Origin of the sequence: Nostoc sp., assembly GCF_036917395.1 — a bacterium.
In the GTDB taxonomy this organism is placed as follows: domain Bacteria; phylum Cyanobacteriota; class Cyanobacteriia; order Cyanobacteriales; family Nostocaceae; genus Nostoc.
The window spans coordinates 110,923-137,486 of the sequence record NZ_JBALDI010000060.1 but is presented as its reverse complement, the minus strand read 5'-3'; the positions used below and the strand labels follow the sequence as shown (position 1 = coordinate 137,486).

Below are 26,564 nucleotides of genomic sequence, written 5' to 3'. Positions count from 1 at the left end.
TTCACGAGTAGCGATATGTCTCTAAATCAACTGCTACCTGCTGTCAGTCAACTATCACACCAAGACAAGTTACGCCTCATCCATTTTCTCCTGCTAGCAGTAGCGAAGGAAGAGGGCTGTAATTTAGAGTCTACAGAGTCTATAAATATTATAAATCCAGAAGATTTACTGCTCAAGGAACTGGCATCAACTGAAGCGGTTGTATGGTCTCCCTACGAGGCGTATGAAGCTGCCCAAACATTATCAAACCTTCTTGAGGCAGCGAGAAAAGAGGGCGATGCTTGACGGTAAGAGATTTCCTTTCATTGAGCGAAGCAATAGCTTTGGTCTTTCTAGTACCATGCCGTATCTACCACTGAGGTTAACCTACAGAACTCTCTCTGTGCAAGTTATGGCTTTGTTAGATACAGGTGCAAGCGTCAATGTTTTGCCTTACGAAGTTGGTCTGCAACTGGGAGCAGTCTGGGAAGAACAGACAATCCCAGTCCAGTTAAGCGGAAATTTGGCTTGTCTGGAAGCGCGCGGCTTAGTTCTATCAGTTACAGTTGCTGAATTTTCACCCGTCCTTCTCGCGTTTGCATGGACAGAATCAACAGAAGCTCCTTTAATTCTCGGACAGATGAATTTTTTTGCCGAATTTGATGTATGCTTTTACCGCTTCGATTTAGCTTTTGAGTTACGTCCAAGAAAAAAATAAATATTAATAGCTGATAAAATATGTCTGTACTTTGTCAGATTGCATTGGTTGATGATGAAAAAAAATTTATGAACTTTGTAAACCACTATCATCATCCGCCTAGTGGTTTTGGTGGTTGGGGACGATTTTACAATGAAGTACCTGCAATTGGTACAACACTACAGATCGATTGGGGTGATTATGAGCTAATAAATAATTTGCCATTTCCTGAAAATCATGAAAGTGATCGCCAAAGAGCATCAGACTACTTTAGAGTAATTCATCATCATCGACATCTTGTTCCAAAACCTGAGTATTACAGTATATCTGACACTGACATTCAACGTGGGTTAAATGTGGGGCATTACACAGTTTATCAATGCACTGTTTACGTCGTAAAAGCAAGCGCTGACATTTACGTTTAACTTTGCAACTCGGCAACTCTCCCTGATGCGATCTCGGACATGATGTCAGTGAAATTCGCGTGAGTTCCAAATTATTGGACAATTGACACTGGACTTTTGATTTTTGACTAACAATGACTTCTCTACAAAATCAAATCATTTTGCTCAGTGGTGCAAGTAGTGGTATTGGTACTGCTTGTGCAAAAACCTTTGCTGGTGCGGGTGCGAAACTGATTTTAGCGGCACGACGGTTAGAACGTTTGCAGCAGCTAGCAGATACTCTCAGTAAAGATTTTAGTACTGAAATTCATTTGTTACAGCTAGATGTGCGCGATCGCAACGCTGTTGAATCTGCTATTTCTACTCTCCCCTCTGCCTGGTCTGAAATCGACATTCTGATTAACAATGCTGGTCTAAGTCGTGGTTTAGACAAGTTGCACGAAGGCAGCTTTCAAGACTGGGAAGACATGATTGATACTAACGTTAAGGGTTTACTTTACCTTTCCCGTTATGTCGTTCCCGGAATGGTGAGTCGCGATCGCGGTCATGTGGTAAATTTAGGTTCCATTGCCGGACATCAAACCTATCCCGGAGGCAATGTCTACTGTGCTACCAAAGCAGCTGTGAGAGCAATTTCTGAAGGTTTAAAACAAGACCTGTTGGGAACGCGAGTCCGTGTAACTTCCGTTGACCCTGGTATGGTAGAAACGGAATTTAGCGAGGTGCGCTTTCACGGAGATACTGAACGCGCCAACAAAGTTTACCAGGGAGTTACACCCCTGACAGCAGATGATGTGGCTGATGTAATATTTTTCTGCGTGACGCGATCGCCCCATGTCAATATTAATGAAGTTGTGCTGATGCCTGTTGACCAAGCTAGCGCTACCCTAGTTAATCGGCGAACATAAAGCTAATATTCTGCGTTTGCTTACCATTACACTCTGCAACACTTACAGAGGAAGGATATCATCTAGGCAAAGTTGGAGACGGGGCAAAAGCGGTGAGTTAATTGATTGGTTCAGCCGATATTTTTGTTGAGTATAGGTGTCTTCAACCAATTGACAGACAGTAAAGGTAGGTTGTTTGGGTTTACCAATAAATGCCACACCGCCTAATCCTCGATAATCCACAATCCAATATTCAGGAATGCCTAAGAGGGCATATTCCTCAACCTTACGAGCATAGTCAGTTTCCCAGTTGGTGCTAACAACTTCAACCACCAGTTTAATGGATCGCCCCAGTGTAATTACAGGTTCTCGTTCCCAAAGGGGTTCACGGTTGAGAACAGTTTCATCAAGAACTACGACATCAGGACGACGAGCTGTAGCTGCATCTGCAAAGGGGTAGATTAAACAAGTGCGAGGAATAAACCAGGGGAGTTGTTCTGCAACAAGGTAGATACCAATTTGGGTTGCAAGTTTACCACTCACCGTTTCGTGCGGGCCAGTGGGTTCCATGTCAATTAGTTCTCCATCTGCCAGCTCATAGCGGGGATTATCTCGGTATTGAGACAAAAAATCTTCAAAGGTAAGGGTTTTTGCAAAGATATATGTCATTGAGTCAATGCCCTCTTCAATCAACCATTATAATTACCCCCCGACATGAACGCCAGGACGCCTGTGGGGATTCTTTTCAGCCCGACGGAGTACTTCACGGGTGACCACAGCAATATCACCCTCCCCAAACAAGATAAAACGCAGTAAGTATTGTATGGGGTTGCCCTCAACCCAGCCAAAGTAGGCATGGGGAATCTTACCTGTTTGGTCACGAATATAGAGCAGTAAAGCTGCGATCGCATTAGGTACTGCTGCACTTTCAGCCCGGAGGATGTGGTAATCACCAACTTGCACCCCTTTTACTGTGATCACATCCGCAAATTCCGAAGCATCGGATACCTTAATTTCTAGAAACAGAATTGGATCGTTGGGTGGAATATGGTTGTCCTCCCGCACCTCTTTCTCTTTCATAAAATACTCTAGGACATCGCCCTTATTCAACCGATTTGCAATCAGCCGGATTGCTCCCTGGCTCTCTTCGGCAAGGAATTGGCCAGCAAGTTCGTCAACTTCGATCCGCTCTGTTCGCAGTTCCGTTGAACGCCAAACACGAGAAACCAGGGAGGTAAAAATGATCGCCCCGATGAAAAACCCAGCTATCCTAATCCCTTCTGGTCTTTCGATGATATTGACAACAGTAGTATATATAAACAACAGTGTGATGATTGCAAAGAGGACTCTTGCCCGCTTCTCTCTGTGACGGTGGGCTGATAGGGTGACGGCAAAGGCAGCTGAGGTAATCAATACAAGCACACCAGTTGCGTAAGCCCCACCTTGGGCTTCCACATTTGCTCTGAAGATAATTGTGACCACAAAAGCGATCGCTGTGTAGACTAACACTAAAGGTCGCGTTACTCGGGCCCAATTGGGTGCCATACCATAGCGTGGTAGGTAGCGAGGCACAATATTCAGCAGCCCTGCCATTGCAGATGCACCTGCAAACCACAAAATGGAAATAGTACTTAGATCGTAAATTGTGCCAAAAACATTACCTAAGTGCTGATGTGCTAAATAAGCAAGGGCGCGTCCGTTGGCTTTGCCCCCAGATGCAAATTGTGCGGCGGGAATCAGGAGAGTGGTTATAAAGCTAGTGGTGAGCAAAAAGAAGCTCATAATCACAGCAGCAGTGGTGAGCAGCTTGCGTGTATTCCGAAGCCGCCCTTTGGAATGCTCTTGAGTGTCAGTGCTGCTCCCTTTTACCAGACCCATAACGGTCACGCCAGTCTCAAAGCCTGATAATCCCAGTGCTAGCTTAGGGAATATCAAAAGAGCGATACCGATTAGGATCAAAGGGTTGGAATGGCTGGCAAAAAGTGCAGTCTGCCAATTAGTGATCGCTTCAGGGTGAGTTAGAATCTGATACAGACCGACGCTAACGACAATGAAGTTTAACACCAGATAAACTCCCACCAAAATTACTGCAATACCAATTGCTTCTCGGAAACCTTTGAGGAAAACTGCACCTAGTAATGCAACTAATATCAGGGTGATTGCGATCGTCTGATTGTGAAGCCAATTTGGAGCCAGCGGATTTTCGATGATATGGGCTGTAGCATCAGCAGCCGACAAGGTAATGGTAATAATGAAGTCGGTTGCCACAAAGCCGAGTAGGCACAGCACAAGTAATTTACCTTGCCACCAGGGGAGCAAACGCTCTAACATTGCGATCGACCCTTCACCATGAGGGCTTTCGGCAGCAATGCGGCGATAGATTGGCAATGCTCCAAAGAGCGTTAGCAAAACCAGAACCAGGGTAGCCACAGGAGAAAGAGCGCCAGCTGCCAGTGCTGCAATCCCAGGTTGATAGCCAAGAGTCGAGAAATAATCTACACCAGTCAAGCACATCACCTGCCACCAAGGATGCTGGCGATGTATTTCTTGCTTGCGGTGAGGTCTTTCCTTCCCTCGTCGGTCTTCTTGAAGCAACCAGCGGATTAACTGTCTGCTGAGGCGTTTTGTTGAAACAATTGATTTAGCCATCAAATACGGTTGTGTTGCAAAAGTCGGCTTTGTGATATTTTTAAGCTTTCGTAGTTTATTAAAATTTGGAACTACAAATATATAGCACTATTATTGTATGTTAAGCATCCTGTCCAATTTACAAAATATATAGTAGCTGCTAGTAATTGTCTGACGGATTAAGATAAATAGCAAATTATGGTATGGGAAGAATCAATCTTGTATCTGTATATTTTCGGATGAAACCTTTCGCACCCTTAGCATCTTCAAGCTGCATCAGTTCTAAAAAAGGCGCTGCTAAATAAGTCAGGTATGCAATTAACAAATCTGCCCTAAGTGGATGTTTGAAAAGTCTATACTATAAACCCCGCTTCCATTCCTCTCTTCCATAGGGAGGGAGGCTTTGAAACCCCCATTCCCGCACATCATGCCGCTGCGCGAATGTAGGGAAGGCTTGCTCGGAGGGTTAAGTTTGGGAGGCTTTGATGTTACAAAAAGTACTTTTAAAACACTTAGGGGAGTAGCGAAGCGAAACATCGGTATCAATCCCCACCCAAGCATTTCAGGTGTGGGACATAGCCATTACTGTATTCGGCCCTGCTTTCGCTCTCCCTACCTCTTCATTGACCTGTGCTTTCGCCACATCCCACTTACCACAGCGATCGCGCCATTCACAAAAATGGAGCAAGTCGAGCTGATGAGGCTCTATGTTTACAAGGCATATACTATTGTGCTTTCTTCTATTTCTTCCTTGTGAATCGATATATTTTCATATAAGGCCAATCAACCTCTTCTTCCAAGCTATATAAATCACTCATTTCTCTTTTAAAAACATCTTTGAATTCCCAATAAAATTCGCGATTATTTATCACAAAAACTGAATCGGCATTTTTGGTTATTGTACTAACTTTTTCTGCAAGATTTTTACCATTCGTTGTTCTGAGAATATATTTTGGTGCATAAAAAGTCGATGAATCTCCATAATATTGGAGTAATCTAGGCTGTCCAAAAAACAATACAGATTTGGCTGATTTATCTCGATGTTGTAAAAGGTAGTGAACAGCCGAGCGGTAGTCGTCTTTCCCATAAGCTGGATTTGAATAGTATTGAAAATTTGAATAAACATTCATAACTACCAAACAAACAGTAGCTAACTTGGCAAATTGAGGCAATATATCAAGTTTATTCTGACGGTAAGAGTTATGTAGAAACGCTGATGGTATCAAAATAAAAGCTGGTATACATAGATAAAAAGAGTGGCGCGGTAGCCAATTAATTTTGGTCATCAGAGCAAAGATAAAAGCTATTAAAAATGATGTAACTAAAAGAGATGTAAATAAGTAATCAGCCTGTTGATATTTTTTTATCTTGTGCTGTCTCAATAAATTTGTTACTAAAGCTATAAAAATTATACTAATCACAATAATAAAGATTAGGAAATGGGGCCAGTAACTAAGTAAAACCTTTATCTTTTCCTCACCCCGTAATTGCTCCAGTGGCGGCCCATAGGATGTGCCAACTAATATACCGTAGATCACAAAAAGAATATTTTGAACTATGGGTAATCCAGTCCGAGTAACTACAGTAGCTGTCGGATCAGATACAGCAGGTGAAGACAAGTAGAACCAAATCATTGGAAAAGAAAAAATTACCGCAGGTATCCACCATTTGATCCATTCTTTGAAGTTTTTATAAACAATAGCATGAGATAAACTAAGGGAAAAACTAAAGATTATTGTCAGAATACTGCCAAAACTTCCTATGGCAGTAAAAATTCCAAAAAGCACTTGTGAAATAATCTTATTACTCTTATCTACTTTAATTGAATAACTAAAAAAATATATCTGAAGTGTGGTTATAAATATTAATAATGCATAAGGTCTGGCATCTTGGCTGTAGAACACGCTGAAAGAACTAACAGCAAGGAGCATAGACGACCATAAGGCATGTTTTTTTCCATAAACACGTAGGCTAGTAAAGAATATGGCAATTACTGAGCCGACTCCCAGCAAAGCTGAGAGCGATCGAATGGCAAATTCACTATCTCCAAAAGCTGAACGCCAATAGAACAAGACCAAATAATAAAGCGGTTGGTATTTGTCACCAGCTTCTCGATTTATAATTCCGGAGAGATTTTCTTGAAAGGTTTTACCATCAGATAAAGCTAGACTCCAACCTTCATCAAACCAAAGACTTTGATTTTGCAACAAACAGAAACGCAGAAAGATGCTAATTATGATAATAAAAAAAACAAAAAAATAGTATTTTGACTGTCTCATATCAATTTCCAAAGCACTAATATACGAAATATGCAACTTTTTAAGCATGAAAATCCCACCCTATAGTTGAGTGAGAGATTGTAATTCTTATATCTATGGTGGGGTGGGACGAATTTTATCTACAGAAGACTTTATCACAGGAAGGAGTATTTTGTTGTATGGATGATCTAGTCACTACAGCAAACCTTTAATATCATGTCCTCTTAAAGACTTATCATTTAGACTGACGCCCTGAGTTGTCTGAGTGCCAGCTTCCGGCGTTGGCGCAGCCCGTCGCAGGCATCAGAACTTAGAGGAACGTAAAGACATTTTAATGAGAAATGATTTGCCGGACTAATATAAAATCTCTAGCAGATGAGTAGGTAGATTGGCATGAGTGAAGCTACAGAAACGATTTTCAGCAAAATCATTCGTCGGGAAATTCCCGCTGATATTGTTTATGAGGATAATTTGGCCCTGGCATTCAAAGATATCCATCCCCAAGCACCCGTTCACATCCTCGTCATTCCCAAAAAACCCATTGCGACACTAGCTGATGCTCAATCTGAGGATCATGCTCTGTTGGGGCATCTTTTCTTAACCGCCAAACGTGTTGCCGAAGAAGCTGGACTGAAAAATGGTTATCGAGTTGTCATCAACACTGGTGATGACGGCGGCCAAACAGTCGATCACTTACATGTGCATATTTTGGGAGGACGGCAGTTGAGCTGGCCCCCTGGTTGATAAAACCAGATGAATTGCGTCTTTAGACGCGGTTCATCACTAAAAAAATCACTGTTATAATCAATACCGATGTAATATTTCTTTACAAATCTCAATTTTGCTTCTAATTCTTAGCAGCGTAGCCTGTAATAGGCATCTGGTTCACCACCTTGGGTGTGAGCATAATGGCGTTCAACTTGAACGGTTTCAACTTTAACCAAGGGACTTCCAAGAAATAAATTATCCAAAAAAACGAACCACTCCAGACACAGAGAAGCCAGTGCGCCCTTCTCCCAAAGGGAGACGCCAAGGGCGATGCGGTTAAGAGACTTGTCCCTTGCGCGTCTCCCTTAGGAGAAGCAACTGGCGCGACACAGAGAGAGGAAAAATGAGAGGGTTTTTGCGTCAGTTTTGGGACATTTTTTTATTTGGAAGTCTCCAATCAATCATTGATTCACAAGGTCGTGTGATTGACTTGGGCAGATATAATCAACCGGGTTAACTTGGGTATGGAAGTAATGCACGAGCGCAATGCTCACAACTTCCCCTAAGATTTAGCTGCTGGTGATTTTGCTCCTGTGGTTCTTACTGCTCCTGCTATCAACGGTTAAATAGTAAAGATTAGCTAAATCAAAAAGCGCTCTCCCAAATTGGGAGGGCGCTTTTAATTTAAGTTAGCAACAGATGAGGTATTTACCAATATAGAGTTGGATAAGAATTCAGAGACGCTGTTGGATAAATACTAAAAAATAGCGAAAAATTATACAAGAGCAAAAACAAATTTTTGCAAGAACTCTAGGTAGAATACATAAGCCTCACCTTTTTCCTCAAAATCATGGGCAACACTTTTGGTCATCTATTTCGCATCAGTACTTTTGGCGAGTCTCACGGCGGCGGTGTGGGGGTTGTGATTGATGGTTGTCCTCCACAACTAGAAATTTCGGCAGAAGAAATTCAAGCAGAACTAGATAGAAGGCGTCCTGGACAAAGTAAAATTACGACCCCTCGCAAAGAAGCGGATACCTGCGAGATTTTATCGGGGGTATTTGAAGGCAAAACACTAGGAACGCCTATAGCAATTTTGGTACGTAATCAAGATACTCGTCCCCAAGATTACGACGAGATGGCCGAGAAGTATCGGCCTTCTCACGCGGATGCAACTTATGATGCAAAATATGGCATTCGCAATTGGCAAGGTGGAGGTAGGTCATCAGCGCGTGAGACAATTGGAAGAGTAGCAGCAGGTGCGATCGCTAAAAAAATTCTCCGTCAAGTCGCCAATGTTGAAATTATCGCTTACGTTAAGCGCATCAAAGACTTGGAAGGTGTAGTTGATCCAAATACTGTCACCTTAGAACAAGTGGAAAGCAATATCGTCCGCTGTCCCGATTCGGAATGCAGCGATCGCATGATTGAATTAATTGAGCAAATAGGTAGACAAGGTGATTCTATCGGCGGTGTAGTAGAATGTGTGGCACGAAATCTGCCGAAAGGGTTGGGCGAACCAGTATTTGATAAATTAGAAGCTGATATCGCTAAGGGTGTCATGTCTCTTCCTGCTAGCAAAGGTTTTGAAATTGGTTCCGGTTTTGGGGGAACGCTGCTAACGGGAATTGAGCATAACGACGAATTTTATATTGATCAAAATGGTGAAATCCGCACACTAACAAACCGTTCTGGTGGTATTCAAGGGGGAATTTCCAACGGGGAAAATATCATTTTGCGAGTTGCATTTAAGCCGACAGCAACAATTAGAAAAGAGCAGAAGACTGTAACTCGTGAGGGTGAAGAAACGCTATTAGCAGCGAAAGGACGCCATGATCCTTGTGTATTACCGCGTGCAGTTCCAATGGTTGAGGCAATGGTGGCCTTGGTACTGTGTGACCATTTGTTACGGTATTATGGGCAGTGTAAGGTCTTGTAGGCACTACACTTTGACCATATTTGTCAACTTAAGGTCAAAGCCAGTCTAGAACCAGCTTTTAGAGATTGTCTCAAAAATAAGTCTCTGACTGGGAATGAGTAATGAGGGGGCTGCTGCCTCAAGACTTGCGGCAGAGCCGCTATGAGGTACATTTCCAGCCAGAGGCTGGAAACGAGGTTTGAAAGCCGTTTTAGCTTAAGTTGACACCAATGCACTTTGACGTACCAAGTATAGTGTGGGCTTCTTTATTCATAAGTAAATTCATAAGTGAGTGCCTAAGCTTAGACTTTTGTCCGAGCTTTTCTTCGAGATTTCGATATAAGAGGGGACATCGCATATACCAGCGCACAGACAGTAGAATAATCTTGCATTGGAAGTGTCGCCATTTGAATAGCGATATCCTTTGGCTTCTGCACTTTTACCAGACCGGCACTGGTTTTTGCAATACAACCGTATTTTCAAGTCCATCTGCAAAATAGTAGGTTGTTTAACCAGATATGTTCTTAACTCGACTTTATCCATTTTTTTCGTAAGGCGATCGCTTCCAGTATTTGACCTACTTGTTAATATGCTCTGGCAAGGTATGTGTGGATATTTATTTCCTTAGCAGAATGACTATTACGCTGTTGATTGGAGGAGAGGGCTGTTTGCCAAGACTGATTGCCCCTTGAATATCGCCAGCTTGATATAGCTCAAGTCCTTGCTGCAATGGCTGTGTTAAAGCCGACGATTTAGCTGTTGCTATCTCTGCAATTCCTTTATGCCCAATTGTTAGAGAAGGATGCGCTAACCACAAACATAAGGTTAGCGTTATGAGGAAGAGAACTGCCCAAATGCGACGAACACGGTATGGTAAGCGTTGTATAATGGCACAAAGTAATACTTTAACAAGTGAATTTCTTACTTAATCAGCGATCGCTTTAGGCAATGCACAGCCTCAGTGTTGCGATCGCATAACTAAATACAGTATTCCATAAATCCGTTAGAAATTACGCACTGTACAAATAGATGGTAGTATGCATCAGTGCCGCTTGTAGAGTTAAGAAGTTTTCCCTGACTCCGATTAATCCTCTCTGATTTCTCAATGATTAACTATTGAACCGATGGGAGCGATCGTAGCGATCGCTTTCAGCATAGGGGAAAATAATTAATCTTGGTAATAATTAGTGCCTTATTGCGGTTTAAGTAGAATGTATCGACTTACAATGGCAATGTATCGACTTACAATGGCAATGTATCGACTTACAATGGCAATGTATCGACCTACAATGGCAATGTACCGACTTACAATGGCAATGTATCGACTTACAATGGCAATGTATCGACCTACAATGGCAATGTATCGACTTACAATGGCAATGTATCGACCTACAATGGCAATGCCTTGAGGCGAAATTTTGTGAAAAGGCTTTAGACGACACCCGTTTTTCCGAGCAGCCTGATGATCAAATGAGTGGCTTTGGGCGCTATCTGGTGCGTGTTTGACCCTATCGCTTCTTTTTGGGTCAAGCGATCGCAATATGGCCCAGTTATGCGTATTTTAAGCGATCGCACCGATCTGGCACATTTATATTGCTCGAAGCTGGTTCTCTGCTATCTTTTCCAAGATTTCCCGCAAGCCGCAGCCAATGCCCAAGAGTTAGAAAAGTATCTAAATGGAGTAGTAGGAACCATAATCGTACCACTTTTCAATTTCTACGATTCTCTGACGGTCTTAGCTTTATATTCTGATGCTCTCCCATTAGCACAAGCGGGCTTATTAGAAAAACTAACAGTCAATCAAGCCCAAATGCAGAAATGGGCACACCACGCTCCGGCGAATTGGTGCAAAGCTTCAAGCAAGTAGCTGTGGATCAGACTAGTTTGGAACAGCGGACATTTGTAGTCAAGCAGTATTTGGAAGAAATTGTCTCCACTTTAACTCTCAAACTTAAACAAGCTTCCCATACCCTGACTGTGACAGGCCATGAAACTGTAACGAGTAACAGCTATCCTGGGGCTTTGGCACAAATTCTCACCAACTTAGTCATGAATTCCCTAAATCATGCCTATCAACCTCACGAATCGGGGCAGTTGCGTATTGAGGTGAAGCAACAAGGCAATCGCGTTGTGATTCAATATAGCGACGATGGTTGCGGCATTCCGCCAGAAAACTTAAACAAAATTTTTGAGCCTTTCTTTACCACCGCTAGACAGCAGGGAGGCGGTGGTTTAGGTCTGCACATTGTCTACAACTTGGTCACTCAAAAGCTACAAGGGACTATTGATGTTAACAGCGCAGTAGAAAAGGGAACCCTATTTATAGTGACACTATCTCTGTCTACGAACCATTAAGTTTTCTTGTTCTTTTTAACAAAGTTGGTTGACAATGCTTAACGATCCCCATATATCTCTCTCACTAACAGACGATGAAGTATTCGTGTTTGAAGATGATGAAGAGCCGATAAGTAATAAAACTCAATTAACTCCGTTGGAGGTAGTCCCTCAGGCACAAGAGACTTCTGAAGGGTGGAAAATGATGATTGTGGACGATGATTTTGAAGTCCACCAGGCGACTAAGCTAGCTTTGAGAAGTTTTACCTTTGAAGACAAACCTTTAACTTTCCTTTCTGCTTTTTCGGGAACAGAAGCCAAAAAGCTGATTGCAGTCCACCCAGATACCGCATTTATTTTATTAGATGTGGTTATGGAAACCAATGATGCTGGGTTAAGGGTAATTCAGTACATTCGGGAGGAGTTAAAAAATCAGATTGTGCGGGTGATCCTACGCACAGGACAACCAGGAGATGCGCCAGAGGAATCGGTGATTTTGAACTATGACATCAATGATTATAAGCTGAAGGTAGAACTGACTCGCCAAAAGTTAATTACAAGTGTGATCGCTGCTTTAAGGTCATACCGCGATTTAATCACCATAGAACAACAAGCAACACAATTAGCTCAAGCATTGCACGACCTGCAACAGATACAATACAGTCTCGTGCAAAAGGAAAAAATGTCAGCACTGGGTAATCTCGTTACAGCTATTGCCCACGAGATTAATAACCCGATTAACTTTATTGCAGGCAATATGAAACCTGCTCAAGAATATATTCACGACTTGTTGGCACTAATCGACCTTTATCGGCAAACCTTTCCTGATCCGGGAGGAGAAATAGAGGAAGCGATCGCCACAATCGATTTAGACTATCTCCAAGAAGATTTGCCTAAACTCATCTCTTCCCTAAAAGAAGGTAGCGATCGCATCCGTGGTATTAGCGCCAGTCTTCGCACCTTCTCCAGGGGAGACAGCGATCACAAAGTTCCTTTTAATATTCATGAAGGCATTGAAAGTACATTACTCATCCTGAAGCACCGATTAAAAGCCAATGAGCATTATCCTGCCATTGATATAGTCAAAGATTACGGGGAAATACCTCAATTAGAATGCTTCCCTGGACAACTCAACCAAGTGTTTATGAATCTGATTGCCAACGCCATTGATGCTTTGGAAGAATCTAACAAGGAGCGTAGTTTAGAACAAATCACAGACAATCCCAATCGCATCACAATTGTTACCACACTATCTGAAGATCGGCATCATGTTTTGATCCGAATTCAAGACAATGGCATGGGAATGTCTGAAAATGTCAAGCAAAAACTGTTTGGTTACTTATTCACCACCAAGGGAGTAGGGAAAGGTACAGGTTTGGGATTAACGATTTCCCGCCAGATTGTGGAAGAAAAACATGGTGGACAACTCACAGTGACATCGGAATTAGGTAAAGGCACAGAATTAGCGATCGCCATTCCACTGGCAAGTTAGGAGAGACGCGATTAATCGCGTCTGTACAAAAGTTAGGAGTGCAAGGGAATAATTAATGCCCAATACAACTCTTGGAGAGGTTGCGCCCTAAGCGCAGTCGTTGGCGCAGCCTCTCGAAGAGAAGCAAGCCGAGATGCTCAGTATAAGTGCCCAATGCCCTAATTCCAATCTTGCTCGTCCTTTTTACCGCGACTTTTGTAAATTCCCCCCAAATCGTGAATTTTGCGAGTTTTCTCAAAAAGCTCGACTTCGGTCAAACCCCACTGCTGCAACACTTTATCTAGGTCTTTTTGGATATCTCTCGCCCCTGGAAACCCTTGATAACGCATTTGTAGTCTAGCTAATTCTGCTAAGTTATAGTCTGTGGCCTGTTGAGCGAGTAAGATATCAATAAGAGGGCGATCGCGGTTATAAAGAGGATGTTGTTGGTCTTTACCTCCCGTTGCTTCAGTCATCATGAGTCCTAAGTGTCGTTAGCGGATACCTATGGTTTAGCCCGTGCTAAACTCCTGAATTTTAGTTTAGCCCAGAGCAGAGGAGTATAGAAGGCAAAGGTAAATCACTAAACACAGAAAGTTTAATTGTTATATATACGACTGCTCACTTCCTAACTACTCTACTCAGCACGGGCTAAACGCCCCGCTATCGCTAACAGCACTCAAAACTGTTACAGACGGCAACTACACCTGAGGTCTTACGGCTCTCACCACTGCCACTTAACTTTAAATAAAGTTACATTAGTCCTTAAGAAAATACAAAAAACTTTAGATGAGGGTGAATTTGATCTCACCCAAAATCCAAGCAGCGAGGGAGCAAGAACCCATTATGTTTGAACACTTCACTTCCGAAGCCATTAGAGTAATTATGTTAGCTCAGGAGGAAGCACGTCGCCTGGGACACAACTTCGTAGGAACTGAACAAATTCTCCTGGGTTTGATGGGAGAAGGAACTGGGGTTGCTGCTAAAGTGCTGGCCGAGTTAGGCGTTACCCTCAAAGACGCACGTCGCGAGGTAGAAAAAATTATTGGTAGGGGTTCTGGCTTTGTACCACCAGAAATCCCTTTTACCCCCAAGGTGAAAAGCCTGTTTGAGCAATCGTTTAAAGAAGCTCATAGTCTGGGACAGAATTACATTAATACTGAACACTTACTCTTAGGATTGACCGAAGCTGGTGAAGGTGTCGCCGCCAAAGTACTGCAAAATCTAGGGGTTGACTTCAAGAGTGTCCGCACTGCCATAGTTCGCCGTTTGGGTGAAAATGCACCAGCTTTCGCTGGTAGTGGTAATCAAAAGCGCACCCAACCGCTAACGATGGAAGAGTTTGGTAGAAATTTGACCAAACTAGCCCAAGAAGGCAAACTCGACCCCGTAGTTGGGCGCGAGAAGGAAATTGAGCGGGCGATCCAAATTCTCGGTCGCCGCACTAAGAATAACCCAGTGTTGATTGGAGAACCAGGAGTTGGTAAAACTGCGATCGCAGAAGGTCTAGCTCAACGGATTATCAACCAGGATGTTCCGGAAAGTTTACAAGACAAGCAAGTTATCAGCCTCGATATGGGGTCATTGGTAGCTGGAACTCGCTTCCGTGGCGATTTTGAAGAACGCATCAAAAAAGTCGTGGAAGAAGTCCGGACTGTAGGCAACATCATCTTGGTGATTGACGAAATTCACACCTTGGTTGGCGCTGGTGGTACAGAAGGTGGCTTGGATGCAGCTAACATCCTCAAACCTGCCTTAGCACGAGGTGAACTCCAGTGCATCGGCGCAACTACCCTTGATGAGTATCGTAAGCATATCGAGCGCGATGCCGCCCTAGAGCGTCGTTTCCAACCGATTATGGTCGGGGAACCCTCAGTAGAGGAAACCGTACAAATTCTCTACGGCTTGCGCGGCGCTTACGAACAGCACCACAAAGTCACAATTTTAGATGCGGCACTTGTAGCAGCAGCACAATTATCAGACCGCTATATTAGCGATCGCTTCTTGCCCGACAAGGCAATAGACTTAATTGATGAAGCTGGTTCTCGCGTTCGTCTGCGGAACTCTCAGAGTTCTCCGAATAAAGAATTGAAGCGTGAACTCGCTGGCGTTACCAAAGCTAAAGAAGCAGCAGTCAGAGTCCAAGATTTTGACAAAGCTGGAAACCTGCGTGACCAAGAGTTAGAACTGGCAGAACAACTGCAAGCAACATTTACACAAAACGATCAACCTGTCAACTCCACCGTTGTTGACGAAGAAGACATCGCCCAAATCGTTGCCTCTTGGACTGGCGTACCAGTCAACAAGCTTACTGAATCTGAGTCCGAGTTGCTGCTGCACCTAGAAGACACTTTGCATCAACGGCTCATCGGTCAAGAGCAAGCAGTTTCGGCTGTATCTCGCGGTATCCGTCGCGCCCGCGTCGGCTTGAAAAATCCCAATCGTCCCATTGCTAGCTTTATCTTCTCTGGGCCCACTGGAGTTGGTAAAACAGAATTGGCGAAGGCACTAGCTGCCTATTTCTTCGGTGCGGAAGACTCGATGATTCGCCTAGATATGTCCGAATACATGGAAAGCCACACCGTCGCCAAGCTAATTGGTTCGCCTCCTGGTTATGTGGGATATGACGAAGGCGGACAATTAACAGAAGCCGTGCGGCGGAAACCTTACACAGTGTTGCTATTCGACGAAATCGAAAAAGCTCACCCCGATATATTCAATATGCTGCTGCAAATCTTGGATGACGGTCATCTTACCGATGCTAAAGGTCGGAAAGTTGACTTCAAGAACACGCTGATCATTTTGACTTCCAACATCGGTTCCAAGGTGATTGAAAAAGGTGGTAGTGGTTTAGGCTTTGACTTCGACACTCAAGCTGATGCTAGTTATAACCGCATCCGCACCCTGGTAAATGAGGAATTGAAAGCTTACTTCCGTCCAGAGTTCCTTAACCGTCTCGATGAAATTATCGTCTTCACCCAGCTTTCTAAGGATGAAGTTAAGCAAATCGCTGAGATTATGCTTCGTGAAGTTTCTAAGCGCTTGACAGAAAAGGGAATTATCTTAGAAGTTAGCGATCGCTTCAAAGAGCTTGTAGTACAAGAAGGCTATAACCCCAGCTACGGCGCTAGGCCATTACGTCGGGCAATTATGCGCCTTTTAGAAGATTCTCTCGCCGAAGCACTGCTGTCTGGTGAAATTACAGATGGAGACACAGCGATTATCGATGTTGATGATGACTCTCAGGTGAGAGTACAAAAATCAGAAAAACGAGAATTGCTCTTGGCAAATGTTGGCTAATTTTATACCTGATCACTTTTTGCTGTAATATTTGAGAAACACTTCAGCCTCTTATCTAAGTAGAGGCGTAAGCAGGAGCATCTCCGACAAACATCAAGTGAAATGGTATTATATCTTTCACCCCTGGTATTTCTACCAGGGGCTTTTTTGTAGCTACAATTATCTGCCTCGTTCAGACACATCCCATTCCTGCATAAACTTATTGCGATATTGATTCCTCTGCCAACAATTCTGATGCTAATTCACTCTTAACTACATTTTCAGAATCACCAGATTTAGAAAAACCATCTGCTACATCTTTGATAAAACCAGCTACAGGTACCGCGACTAGTAAACCCAAAACTCCGCCAACATTGGTTCCTACAAGCAAAGCAATTAACACCCATACTGGTCTAATGCCAGTAAATTTGCCTAAAAGACGTGGTGCGATCGCCTGATCAATTAACTGATCAATGACAACAGCTACCGCAGCAATCTTCACTGCTAGCCAAAAGTCGTGTGTGGCTATTATTAAGGTTATTACAACAAGACTAATGACATCACCAAAGGGAATTAAGCTCAAAACCCCAACTGCCAAACCAAAGAGTAAACCAAACTGGACTTGAAAACTTAAAAACAATAATGTTATAGAAACTCCCATCAGCAAAGCCAAAGTTCCCTGACCAATCAAGTAATTTTGGAAGTTTTGCTGAATAGACTGGCTTATCTCCTGGGCAAAATTTCCAGGTAACTTCTTAAATATTACCTGCCAAATTCTTGGTCCATCTAACAACAGATAAAAAGTCACGACTACTGTGATTAATGACTCAGAAACACTGTCAATAGTATCTATAATAATGCTTAAAAGTTTATCTGAGAAAAACTCTAATTCATTAGGCAATTTGTTAGTTATTTGTGTTAATAACTGACTTAAATTGACATTTAATTTGTGTCTAGAAAACCAATCATTTACAATCTGAAGTTTTTCTTCGCTAGAATCAATCCATTGGGGAAGGATTTTAACCATCTCATGAAATTGATCTAAAACAATGGGAACCAAAGTGATACCCAGAGCAACGACAATTAACAATGCTAATATAAAAACTAATGCTACTGCATTGCTACGTTTAACTCCCCGTTGTTGGAGAACCGAAACAGGATAGTTCAAAACGAATGCAAGCAAAGTAGCCAAGACAAGAATTGTAACAACTGGTTGAAAACTTTTAACAAGCAAAAATGCTAGCCAACCATTGAGAAAGACTAGAGGAAATAGCAGTGTCAAAATTAACCATTTAACTAGTTGATTGAGTGAAAAATTCATCATCAATTTAAAAATCAAAATTATTCTAGTTACTAGATTGAAGCTGAAAATTAAATATGCTTAAGGAGAAGTAGAGGAGAAAAATCTTTCACCATTCTCAATTTTCGGTTATTTGAGGACTAAATTTCAGCAAAAGCTAAAAATTGCTCCTCATTTATCCGCCCTGCTTGATACAGAGTATTAGTAATTTCAGAAATAGTTAAAACCGCATGACCATGATAACCATTTTGCTGTAACTTATCTTTCACCCCTTGTTCATGGTCGATAAATACCACAATATCATTAACATTTAATCCTGCTGATTCCAACTTCTCTGCTCCTTCCATGACACTTTTACCGCTAATGAGAATATCGTCAACTACCACAACTGTTTCACCAGGATGAAAGTTACCCTCAATTACTCTCCGAGTTCCGTGTGCCTTTACTTCTTTACGCGGGAAAATCATCGGACAATTAAGACGCAAAGATAAACCAGTAGCAGTTGGTAAAGAACCATAGGGAATACCTGCTAACCTATCAAAATTCAGGTTCTTCAAAATATCTTCATAGGCAGTAATAACTTGATTAAAAACTTGGGGATTGGAAATAATTTTGCGTAAGTCAATGTAATAAGGAAATATAGCTCCTGATGCTTGGACAAAGCTGCCAAACATAATACAGTCAATATCATAAAGTTGTAAAATCAAATCCTGTTGGGGATGCTGATTTAGCAAACAAACATCAGGAAACCACACAGAACAAGTGGAATTTTCATAAATAATTTCAGTTTTTATTTGATTAATTTCTGCGCGTAAAGACTGGATTTCCTGAGATAATTTGGGTTTTCCCAACATATCTTGAGGAACAGGAATTAGTAAACCATCACCGTTAGTATTCAAGCCCGCTTCTAAAATTTGCTTCAGATTTAGTCCCTCCGCCCAGATGCTACGCGCCATAATAATTCGTTCCGGCGCGATCGCTCGAATAAGTGCTAAAACTTCAGGTTTTGTAGTTCCCACTTCCAAACCCAATTGTTCTGGAGTTCCCCAGGTTTTTGATTCTTTTACCACCTGTAAATAAAGCGGTGATTCGTTTGTAGGATATTGCTGTATAGCTTCTGCGCTTGGATTAGAAGTACAGCATAAAATAAACACAGCTTTATCAGGATATACCAAAAAAGGTGCTACATGATCTTGTCCTGTATAAGGACTAAGAGTAATTGCATCTACCTGCCATTCTGCAAACACAGTTTGGGCAAAGATGGTACTAGTATTTAAGTCACTGTGTTTGGCATCTAAAATAACTGGGATGTGGGCAGGAATAGCTGCTAAAGTTTTGTGCAATAGTTCTAAACCAGGAATACCTAATGCTTCGTAAAAGCCAAGTGTCGGTTTATAAGCACAAACGAAATCAGAAGTTTCAGCAACAATGAATTGTAACCACTTCTCTAAACTAGCGATGAGTTCGTCAGATTCATAATGCACAGGCATCATCTCTGGATTTGGATCAAGTCCTACAAACAGTAAGCTTTGATTTTGCAAGATATTACGATTCAATTTATCAAAAAGGTTCATATTTTTTGTTTAAAAAAGAGCTATTAGTTTTTGTGTCTTTGCATTTCACTTACCATAGTTACTTTACAAAAACATCGATTCTGTTAGTTGAGTGCCTCCAGCCTTACGTCCTAATAGAGAGTGAATCACTCCAAATAGAATAACCATCGGTACTGAGCTAAAGTGGACAATTCGCAATGCTTGCCAACTGCCAAACAGATCCACAATCCAGGGAAATTGAGCAGGTTTATACATTCCTATTCCTGTAAATAACGCCAGCAGCAAGATAGGAATAATTGCTGTATAGGCAATACGGTGCCAGGCATAAATTAGGCGCTGGGAATTTTTACTTTTTTGTAATGCTTTGAAGTCATTGGCACTTACAAACCGATGTCGCCAGCGTCGGGTAATTAAAACATAAATTCCATACCATAGGAGATTCAGGGAGAATAGCCACATTGCTGCAAAATGCCAGTGTCTACCTCCTGCAAGCCAACCTCCTAAAGTAAATATCGGAGGAATGTGCAAACCTGCACGTCCACCAAAAACAGGGTTAGCGTTGTAAATTTGTAGTCCACTGGTGAGCATGATAAACAGACTAATGATGTTACAGGAGTGGAAAATTTTGGCTCCTATTGCTTGAGTGGGTGGCTTTCGAGTTTGAGAAGAAACAGTCGAAGTCATAGATTTTGACTGATAAAATTTGGTGTTTATCTGTCTTGGGTGAATAACCCAGCTAGCTTGGGGTGGGCATTACTCACTTTTATTTTCCCATCCGATGATTCAGTATTCTGACATTGATGGTCTACCATCTTCTGTTTTAAATGTCAGTTATAGATATGGTTAGGGTTTTTCTAAGAGGATGTCTGAAAAAAAGATATTTTATCCAGTGTATCCCTAATGGTGATCAACCAATTAGACTGATATGAAGGAAACTTAGTCATTATCTACGCTCACCAATGGCTGAAGCGTTTTTCGTCGGTTCAACCATTGCAGCAGTATACACTGATAATTAGTGCGATGCCTACGGCGGGCTATGCCTATGCGGTGATTATGGTAAAAAGTATACTGATGGCTTGTGCTGTAATTTAAGTATGAAAAAGAGAAGACCAAATTTATCAAACTCAGGTATTGTTAATGCATTGACTTGCATTGTGAATACGACAGCCGCCTTGTTAATGCATCGGCTTGCAAAAATTAATACCTTGTGCCCAAGGTTAATTAGTTAAAAGCTGGCGTGTTTTCTAATCACGGCATAGTGTCTGGCTGTGGTATTCATTTCAATGACTAACTCTGTGCCTTCACCTAATTGAGAATTACACTTAAGTTTACCTTGATGTTTTTCAACTATAATTTCCCGACTGATTGATAGTCCCAGTCCCTTCCCTTTACCGATTGGTTTTGTTGTGAAAAATGGTTCAAATATCTGTCTTTGGATATGGGGAAGTATGCCTTTGCCATTATCAGAAATACGAATGATAACTTTGTGTTTTTTTCCTAGTCGTTTGTCTACCCAAAGTTCATTACTATTTACTAATGATAAATGATTGCTAATAATTTCTGTATGAATAAAAAGAGTGGGAGTAAAGGAATAATCATGTTTTATCCTTTCTTCTAAGGCGTCAATGGCGTTAGTCAGGATGTTCATGAATACCTGATTTAGATCACCAGGGTAACACTCGATTAAGGGCAATTCCCCAAAGTTTTTAATTACTTCAATCCTTGGTCTATCAGGCTGTTCTTTCAGACGATGTTGCAAAATCCTCAGAACACTATCAAGTCCTTCATGCAGGTCAACCTTTTTCATTTGACCTTCGTCAGAGGTTGAAAAATTCCGCAAGGCGAATACAATTTCTTTAACGCGCTCAGATCCGGCTCGCATTGACCACAGCAATTTCAAAAAGTCTGTCTTCACAAAACCAAGGTCGAGGCGTTGCAAATGTAAGGCGATGACTGGGGTCGGTGTGGGATAGTAATGTTGGTAAAGTTCAATGACTCTGATTAAGTCCTGAGCATATTGACTCGCAGGATGGAGATTGCCGTAGATGAAGCTAACGGGGTTATTAATTTCGTTAGCCATATCCGCCACCAGTTGGCCGAGATTAGCCATTTTCTGGTTCTGCAATAACTGCTTTTGAGTATATCTGAGTTCTACGAGGGTAGTTTCTAGCTGCTGTGATTTTTCCCTAACTTGGTCTTCGGTAGACTGGCGTTGGACAATTTCTCTTTGGAGTTGTTCAAATAGTTGATATTGTTGAGTTGCGATCGCCTTATCCTGACTAATATCCTTGTGCGTCCCCGCCATCCGCACTGGTTTACCGAATTCATCCCACTGAAATACTTTCCCACAAGCCAGAATCCACTTCCACTCGCCGGATTTAGTCAACATTCTGAATTCGACTTCAAATACGGGTGTGCATCCTTCGAGATAATCGTGCAATACCTGATGAATTCCTGGTAAATCCTGTGGATGTACAAGTTGCTCAAAGGATTTATGGTCGTGATCGATTTCGTCTACTTCATACCCCAGAATGCGCTTCCAACGGGGATCATAATAGGTTTTATTGGTGCTCAGATTCCAATCCCACAATCCCAAGCCATTGGCTATTAATGCCATTTGTAAGGCGACTTGGGAGCATTGACAAGGATCTAAATTTTCTTGAGATAAGTCTTTTTGTCCTTTTTGCAGTGGCTGTGATTCTGGGAAACTCTGGGAATCTTCTACTGAAAGTGGAGCTTCCGGTTCATGGGTAGTGGGTTCTTCGATATGCATAGCTGCTGGTACGATGAGGAAGATATCCTGTAGCTCTCTCTACGCTGTCTTAGCACCCTGACGATCCAGTTATGGACAAATCGTCTACTTGGTTGATTAGGCTGTAACTTAGGTCAGAGATGTATCAGCGCATATCATCAATTTGGATGGAATTTAGAAAAAGGTAAACAGACGAATGTAATCGCTGTTGCGATCGCCGTGGCCATTTTTTAGAAAAAATAGCTACATTGTGTGCATCTACATTCTAAGATATGTCTAAAAAAAGTAGTTCAAATCACATATAATCACCTAAAAACTCAAATGTGAATTATATCGTTTATATTTCCGACAATATCTGAAAACAAGTGCTGAGGATTCTAATTGTAATTCAACAGCAACTTTCGACAGAAAGTTGAGACGCGAAAAGGGATTTGATTTATTTGAGTAATGCTCATCTCTAAACCAGGCGATCGCTTGTAGATTTACACTTCTTTTCTAAAGCGATGTCTCCGACGGGCTACGCCTACGCAAGCTTTCGGCTCAATGATATACCAAAATGAATGCGTGAATTACTCAAATGAGTAAGCAAAAGCTGCTTTTGAGAAAGTAAAAGCTCATTTTGCTTGCGGAAAACACCAAAATGAGTCAGCAAAAGCTGCTTTTGAGAAAGGAAAAGCTGCTTTTGCTTGCGGAAAACACCAAAATGAGTCAGCAAAAGCTGCTTTTGAGAAAGGAAAAGCTGCTTTTGCTTGCGGAAAACACCAAAATGAGAAAGTAAAAGCTGCTTTTGAGAAAGCAAGAGCTTCTTTTGAGTAAATAATCAGGCATTTTTATTTAGTTCAATATGAATTTTAGTCTAGGCGATCGCTTTAATTTTTCTGCCTGTTCTAAACTTGTAGTGAATTTATCCAAATCCAGGGAATATGATCGCCCCTAGTAAAACAGATATTGTAAACAGGCCGGAAATGCGATCGCTTTTTTGAGCGCCGTGATTGATCCCGTCTTTACATAGTAGAAATAATTCCGAGTTTTTTGGGTTGGCAATTACATAAATGCAAGGCAATACTTGCATAAGTTTTTGTATCAATCAAAGTAATGATGAATAATTACGATCCTCAACCAAAAAACAACAAACCTAAATACAAACCTAAATACAAAGGTAAATATCGAATTGATTCAACACGTTTACTAGCATGGAGTTATGCTAGCAATGCTGGATATTTCCTTACTATTTGCACGGATGGTAAGAAATGCTTTTTTGGTGAGGTTGTGCAGGGTAAAATGCAGCTATCACCAATTGGAGAAATTGCTCATAAATTGTGGTACGAGATTCCTAATCATTTTTCTAATTGCCAGATAGATTCGTTTTGCGTCATGCCTAATCATATTCACGGGATTCTGATTATTAATCAAACACAAGAGAATCTTGTTGCAGAGGAGGTTGTTGGTAAAGAAGATGTGGGTGATTTGACTGGTTTAATGGAAGGAGACGCGATGAATCCGGAAGAAGACGCGATGAATCCGGAAGAAGAAGACGCGATGAATCGCGTCTCTACAGGGGGGGATCGTCAACGGGGTGGGGTTACTGGGTTATTTAACCCGATGTTGTCTAAAAATTCCCTTTCTAAAATTGTTAGATGGTACAAAGGACGATGTACATTTGAAATTAATCAAGTTTATCAAGGTTTTGGATGGCAAGAAAGGTTTCATGACAACATGATTCGTAACGAATTCGCCCTTGATAAAATTAGACAATATATTATCAATAACCCAATCAATTGGGAACGCGATCGCCAACAACCACCCGATTAACCCTTGTAGAGACGCGATTCATCGCGTCTTATACTTGTGGGTTTTATGCGTTTTGTAAATTTATCCAAATCCAGTTAAAAATATTCGCAGGTTGAGTTGAGCCTTTGCAAAACCCTAGTCAAGAAAATTATTCTTGCAGACGAGCAATTACACAATGCATAACTTTAATTTCATTAACAATTCGATCCAATTCTGTAGATAGAGGAGTTTGTTCTCGAACGGCTTGTAATGTGGGAGTTAAACTGTGGGAATTTGTGGCAATCTCTAATAAACGAGCAGTATGTAACTGTTCAATTTGGTTGTGAATTGCTTCAAGATAGCTATCCAGCGCTGGTAACGATTGGGGTGGCTGTCCTTGCTGAAGGGCATCTGCTAAGTTTTCCAAAACTTGGACAATGGTATCAGTAAGCCGCTTCAGTTCTACAAATTGGTACTCGCCGCTAAATTCCCGCAGATGTTCTGCCAAAGTTGTCACCGAACTGAAAAAGCCCCGAATGTATGCCATCAGCGTCATTACAGGTTCAATTTCTCCCTGAATGTGACGAGGTTCGCTGAACAATCGTTGAGCGGCGGCGTTAGCGTTGACGTTCTCTAGTGCTGCTTGATGGCGTAGCATATTGATAGAATCAACAGATGCATTCTGTTCGGGATGCATATAGTTAGCTATTACTTGCTGATAGTAGGCAAGATTAGCTCTAATTGTCTTTTCCAGTTGTGCAGGAAGTTGCTGTCGTTCCCAACGGGGGAAAAGCAAATAGCTGCCAAGCAGTGCTAAACCACCCCCAGCCAAGCTATCGAAAATCCGCAATACTCCAACCTTCCAGCCACCTGCACTAATAATGTTGAGTAACAAGATGATCGCGGAAGTGAGCAGTATAGTGAATATGCTGTAGCTTAACGATCGCACCGACATAGCAACAAACACCAACAGCAAGAAACAGACTGCGATCGCCAATTGATTCTTAACTAGTAAAATCAAAGTAATACCAATAATTCCCCCCAAAATAGTACCGATGACTCTTTGTACTGTTGTCTCGGACGTTCCACCAAAGTTGGGCTTGAGTGCAACTAGAACTGTGAGCGTGATCCAGTAGCCTCTAGGTAGTTGCAATAACGACGCAAGTAATTCAGCAAAAGTTGTGATCAATGCTAGGCGCAACGCATGACGAAAAAGGATTGAATCAAAAGTGAAGTTATTTCGCAGTGTATCAATAATTGCAGTCCGCTCTGGTTGGGCTGGGGGGGAAATGTCTCGCTGGGCAATGCTAGGCTGTTTTCCCTGGATTAAATCTGTAACAATATCCGCATCAGTATGAATTTGCTGTGCCAGCTTTCTAAGACTGGCTGTAATCTTCTCAAGGTTGACTAGATCAGAATAGCTATCTGGCTGAACATTTATCGTTTTATTCAGGACTTGAGAGCGCAAAACTTGCCGATGGTGTTCCAGTGCTTCAAGACTCCGATCCAGATCCCCCAAGTGAGGTGAGTTTTTTCCTTTGGCGATCGCTTGTGACAACATTTGCAGAGCAATTGCTAACTGTTCGATCACTTGCTGAATTTCTTTCTGTAATCGAGAAAATAGTTGATGTTCGGATGCGATCGCTAACAGTTCGCTCAGTGCTACAACAGAATTGACAATTTGATTTACATCCTCGATTAACACCAGTAAGTAATTTCCCCGCAGGTTAGCTCCTTTTTGTCTAGTCCATATAGTTGTCCAGACGCTACGGGCAGCTGTCAAATCCTGGATAATGGTATCCTGAGCTTGCAAAAATTGCTGTGCCCACTGCTGACGAGCCTTTGGATTTAATGTTCTCTGGCCTTCCAAATCTACGAATTTGCTCAACGAGAGATAACAGTTAGCAACTACTTGCATTGCAGGTACATCAGGACGCACCACCCACAGTCCTAATAAGAGCGCGGTTGTCCATGTTCCACCAGCCAGACATAGCGCAGATTGCTGGATAAGAGTAGACAAATTGGAATATGAAGCGAATCTAGCAAGCGAAATCACAAACATGATCGAAGTAACTAAGCTGACAGATGCAGCCACGTTGCCATAGAGACTTGCTAAACCTGCTATAAATATCACCAAGAATGTTGTCGGCACAGCTAACCAGAGATGACTGCTAACCAGACTGGCGATGACGAACATCAAAGTTACCCCAATCGTAGCTGCGATCATCGCAGTCGCTCTCTGGCGATAGGCTCCGTCAACATTTACCATGCCAACGAACCAAGCCGCCATAGTGGCGATCGCACTTGCAGCCGCGTGACCAGAAATGATTCCAACTCCAATCGGGACACCCAGTATAAAAAGGCTACGCAATCCTGAGAAAATGGCGGGCTTACCTGGTTTGAGTTGAAACTGCTGAAACAACCAACTGAGAGGACGTTTATCTGTAGATTGCATTATTAGGATTGCTATATAACAAAGCAGATCGCCTATTACAGCATTTTAGCCACATATCTATATCTAATATCAATTCACAAAAACCCTGATACATATAGATTTATCGTTGGGGCATGGCAATGCCCATTAGTGTCAAGTTAAGCGCAAACCTTTTTAAAACCTCGTTTCCAG

Annotated in this window: 23 protein-coding genes and 1 pseudogene; 13 read left to right on the top strand and 11 right to left on the bottom strand. The window is 42.0% G+C overall.

Translation table 11 applies throughout. The annotated features are described in order from the left end of the window. Positions 1 to 15 precede the first annotated feature (15 nt). The 4 genes from V7K46_RS21335 to V7K46_RS21320 all read left to right on the top strand — a co-directional run bounded on the left by V7K46_RS21335 (position 16) and on the right by V7K46_RS21320 (position 1,988). Positions 16 to 285 carry a hypothetical protein gene (locus V7K46_RS21335; RefSeq protein WP_335116560.1) on the top strand — a complete coding sequence of 90 codons (270 nt, stop codon included), beginning with the start codon at positions 16 to 18 and terminating at the stop codon, positions 283 to 285. Then, complete coding sequence (locus V7K46_RS21330; protein ID WP_335116558.1) at positions 278 to 697, top strand: retroviral-like aspartic protease; 420 nt, start codon at positions 278 to 280, stop codon at positions 695 to 697. The genes V7K46_RS21335 and V7K46_RS21330 overlap by 8 nt, the downstream gene beginning before the upstream one ends. A gap of 68 nt (positions 698 to 765) precedes the next feature. Next, complete coding sequence (locus tag V7K46_RS21325) at positions 766 to 1,101, top strand: hypothetical protein (RefSeq protein ID WP_335116556.1); 336 nt, start codon at positions 766 to 768, stop codon at positions 1,099 to 1,101. Between the two features lie 113 nt (positions 1,102 to 1,214). Next, complete coding sequence (locus V7K46_RS21320; protein WP_335116554.1) at positions 1,215 to 1,988, top strand: SDR family oxidoreductase; 774 nt, start codon at positions 1,215 to 1,217, stop codon at positions 1,986 to 1,988. A 42-nt stretch (positions 1,989 to 2,030) separates the two neighbouring features. Here V7K46_RS21320 and V7K46_RS21315 read toward each other — a convergent pair whose 3' ends face one another. The 4 genes from V7K46_RS21315 to V7K46_RS21300 all read right to left on the bottom strand — a co-directional run bounded on the left by V7K46_RS21315 (position 2,031) and on the right by V7K46_RS21300 (position 6,922). After that, positions 2,031 to 2,636, bottom strand: coding sequence for a Uma2 family endonuclease (locus V7K46_RS21315; RefSeq protein ID WP_335116552.1), 606 nt, complete (start codon positions 2,634 to 2,636; stop codon positions 2,031 to 2,033). 33 nt (positions 2,637 to 2,669) lie between these two features. Then, a complete protein-coding gene (locus V7K46_RS21310; RefSeq protein ID WP_335116550.1) occupies positions 2,670 to 4,616 on the bottom strand; it encodes an amino acid transporter in 1,947 nt (648 codons plus the stop codon). Between the two features lie 541 nt (positions 4,617 to 5,157). Continuing rightward, positions 5,158 to 5,283: a hypothetical protein gene (locus V7K46_RS21305; RefSeq protein ID WP_335116548.1), complete on the bottom strand. Its 126-nt coding sequence runs from the start codon at positions 5,281 to 5,283 to the stop codon at positions 5,158 to 5,160. Positions 5,284 to 5,335: 52 nt separating this feature from the next. Continuing rightward, positions 5,336 to 6,922 carry a glycosyltransferase family 39 protein gene (locus V7K46_RS21300; protein ID WP_335116546.1) on the bottom strand — a complete coding sequence of 529 codons (1,587 nt, stop codon included), beginning with the start codon at positions 6,920 to 6,922 and terminating at the stop codon, positions 5,336 to 5,338. 324 nt (positions 6,923 to 7,246) lie between these two features. Between V7K46_RS21300 and V7K46_RS21295 the strand changes: the two genes are divergently transcribed. From V7K46_RS21295 to V7K46_RS21265, 7 genes and pseudogenes are all read left to right on the top strand, one after another. Then, positions 7,247 to 7,597, top strand: coding sequence for a histidine triad nucleotide-binding protein (locus V7K46_RS21295; protein WP_298912072.1), 351 nt, complete (start codon positions 7,247 to 7,249; stop codon positions 7,595 to 7,597). A gap of 406 nt (positions 7,598 to 8,003) precedes the next feature. Then, positions 8,004 to 8,127 (top strand): annotated as a pseudogene (locus V7K46_RS21290) (photosystem II q(b) protein); the annotation flags it as partial. Positions 8,128 to 8,411: 284 nt separating this feature from the next. Next, entirely contained in the window at positions 8,412 to 9,500 is a 1,089-nt protein-coding gene (aroC, locus tag V7K46_RS21285) for a chorismate synthase (protein WP_335116544.1), read from the top strand. Positions 9,501 to 10,690: 1,190 nt separating this feature from the next. Continuing rightward, positions 10,691 to 10,888 carry a hypothetical protein gene (locus V7K46_RS21280; protein WP_335116542.1) on the top strand — a complete coding sequence of 66 codons (198 nt, stop codon included), beginning with the start codon at positions 10,691 to 10,693 and terminating at the stop codon, positions 10,886 to 10,888. 89 nt (positions 10,889 to 10,977) lie between these two features. Further along, positions 10,978 to 11,346 carry a hypothetical protein gene (locus V7K46_RS21275; RefSeq protein ID WP_335116540.1) on the top strand — a complete coding sequence of 123 codons (369 nt, stop codon included), beginning with the start codon at positions 10,978 to 10,980 and terminating at the stop codon, positions 11,344 to 11,346. Beyond that, entirely contained in the window at positions 11,298 to 11,834 is a 537-nt protein-coding gene (locus V7K46_RS21270; RefSeq protein ID WP_335116538.1) for a sensor histidine kinase, read from the top strand. The genes V7K46_RS21275 and V7K46_RS21270 overlap by 49 nt, the downstream gene beginning before the upstream one ends. Positions 11,835 to 11,868: 34 nt before the next feature. Next, positions 11,869 to 13,305, top strand: a complete 1,437-nt coding sequence (locus tag V7K46_RS21265; RefSeq protein WP_335116536.1) for a hybrid sensor histidine kinase/response regulator — start codon at positions 11,869 to 11,871, stop codon at positions 13,303 to 13,305. A 158-nt stretch (positions 13,306 to 13,463) separates the two neighbouring features. Here V7K46_RS21265 and V7K46_RS21260 read toward each other — a convergent pair whose 3' ends face one another. After that, a complete protein-coding gene (locus tag V7K46_RS21260; RefSeq protein ID WP_335116643.1) occupies positions 13,464 to 13,760 on the bottom strand; it encodes a DUF3288 family protein in 297 nt (98 codons plus the stop codon). A 370-nt stretch (positions 13,761 to 14,130) separates the two neighbouring features. Here V7K46_RS21260 and V7K46_RS21255 point away from each other — a divergent pair, with 370 nt between their 5' ends. Continuing rightward, a complete protein-coding gene (locus tag V7K46_RS21255) occupies positions 14,131 to 16,584 on the top strand; it encodes an ATP-dependent Clp protease ATP-binding subunit (protein ID WP_335116534.1) in 2,454 nt (817 codons plus the stop codon). A 199-nt stretch (positions 16,585 to 16,783) separates the two neighbouring features. On the opposite strand, the gene V7K46_RS21250 is transcribed toward V7K46_RS21255, so the two are convergent. The 5 genes from V7K46_RS21250 to V7K46_RS21230 form a co-directional block, all read right to left on the bottom strand. Continuing rightward, on the bottom strand, positions 16,784 to 17,884 hold the full coding sequence (locus V7K46_RS21250) for an AI-2E family transporter (protein WP_335116641.1): 1,101 nt from the start codon (positions 17,882 to 17,884) through the stop codon (positions 16,784 to 16,786). 119 nt (positions 17,885 to 18,003) lie between these two features. Continuing rightward, positions 18,004 to 19,437 (bottom strand): bifunctional orotidine-5'-phosphate decarboxylase/orotate phosphoribosyltransferase, encoded by a 1,434-nt coding sequence (locus tag V7K46_RS21245; RefSeq protein WP_335116533.1) that lies wholly within the window; start codon positions 19,435 to 19,437, stop codon positions 18,004 to 18,006. Positions 19,438 to 19,500: 63 nt separating this feature from the next. After that, on the bottom strand, positions 19,501 to 20,100 hold the full coding sequence (locus V7K46_RS21240) for a cytochrome b/b6 domain-containing protein (RefSeq protein WP_335076965.1): 600 nt from the start codon (positions 20,098 to 20,100) through the stop codon (positions 19,501 to 19,503). Positions 20,101 to 20,641: 541 nt separating this feature from the next. Next, positions 20,642 to 22,189, bottom strand: a complete 1,548-nt coding sequence (locus tag V7K46_RS21235; protein WP_335116530.1) for a PAS domain-containing sensor histidine kinase — start codon at positions 22,187 to 22,189, stop codon at positions 20,642 to 20,644. 502 nt (positions 22,190 to 22,691) lie between these two features. After that, positions 22,692 to 22,967, bottom strand: a complete 276-nt coding sequence (locus tag V7K46_RS21230) for a hypothetical protein (RefSeq protein ID WP_335116528.1) — start codon at positions 22,965 to 22,967, stop codon at positions 22,692 to 22,694. A 296-nt stretch (positions 22,968 to 23,263) separates the two neighbouring features. Here V7K46_RS21230 and V7K46_RS21225 point away from each other — a divergent pair, with 296 nt between their 5' ends. Next, positions 23,264 to 23,980: a transposase gene (locus V7K46_RS21225; protein WP_335116526.1), complete on the top strand. Its 717-nt coding sequence runs from the start codon at positions 23,264 to 23,266 to the stop codon at positions 23,978 to 23,980. A gap of 127 nt (positions 23,981 to 24,107) precedes the next feature. Here V7K46_RS21225 and V7K46_RS21220 read toward each other — a convergent pair whose 3' ends face one another. Beyond that, positions 24,108 to 26,393: an FUSC family protein gene (locus V7K46_RS21220; RefSeq protein WP_335116524.1), complete on the bottom strand. Its 2,286-nt coding sequence runs from the start codon at positions 26,391 to 26,393 to the stop codon at positions 24,108 to 24,110. Between the last annotated feature and the right edge of the window lie 171 nt (positions 26,394 to 26,564).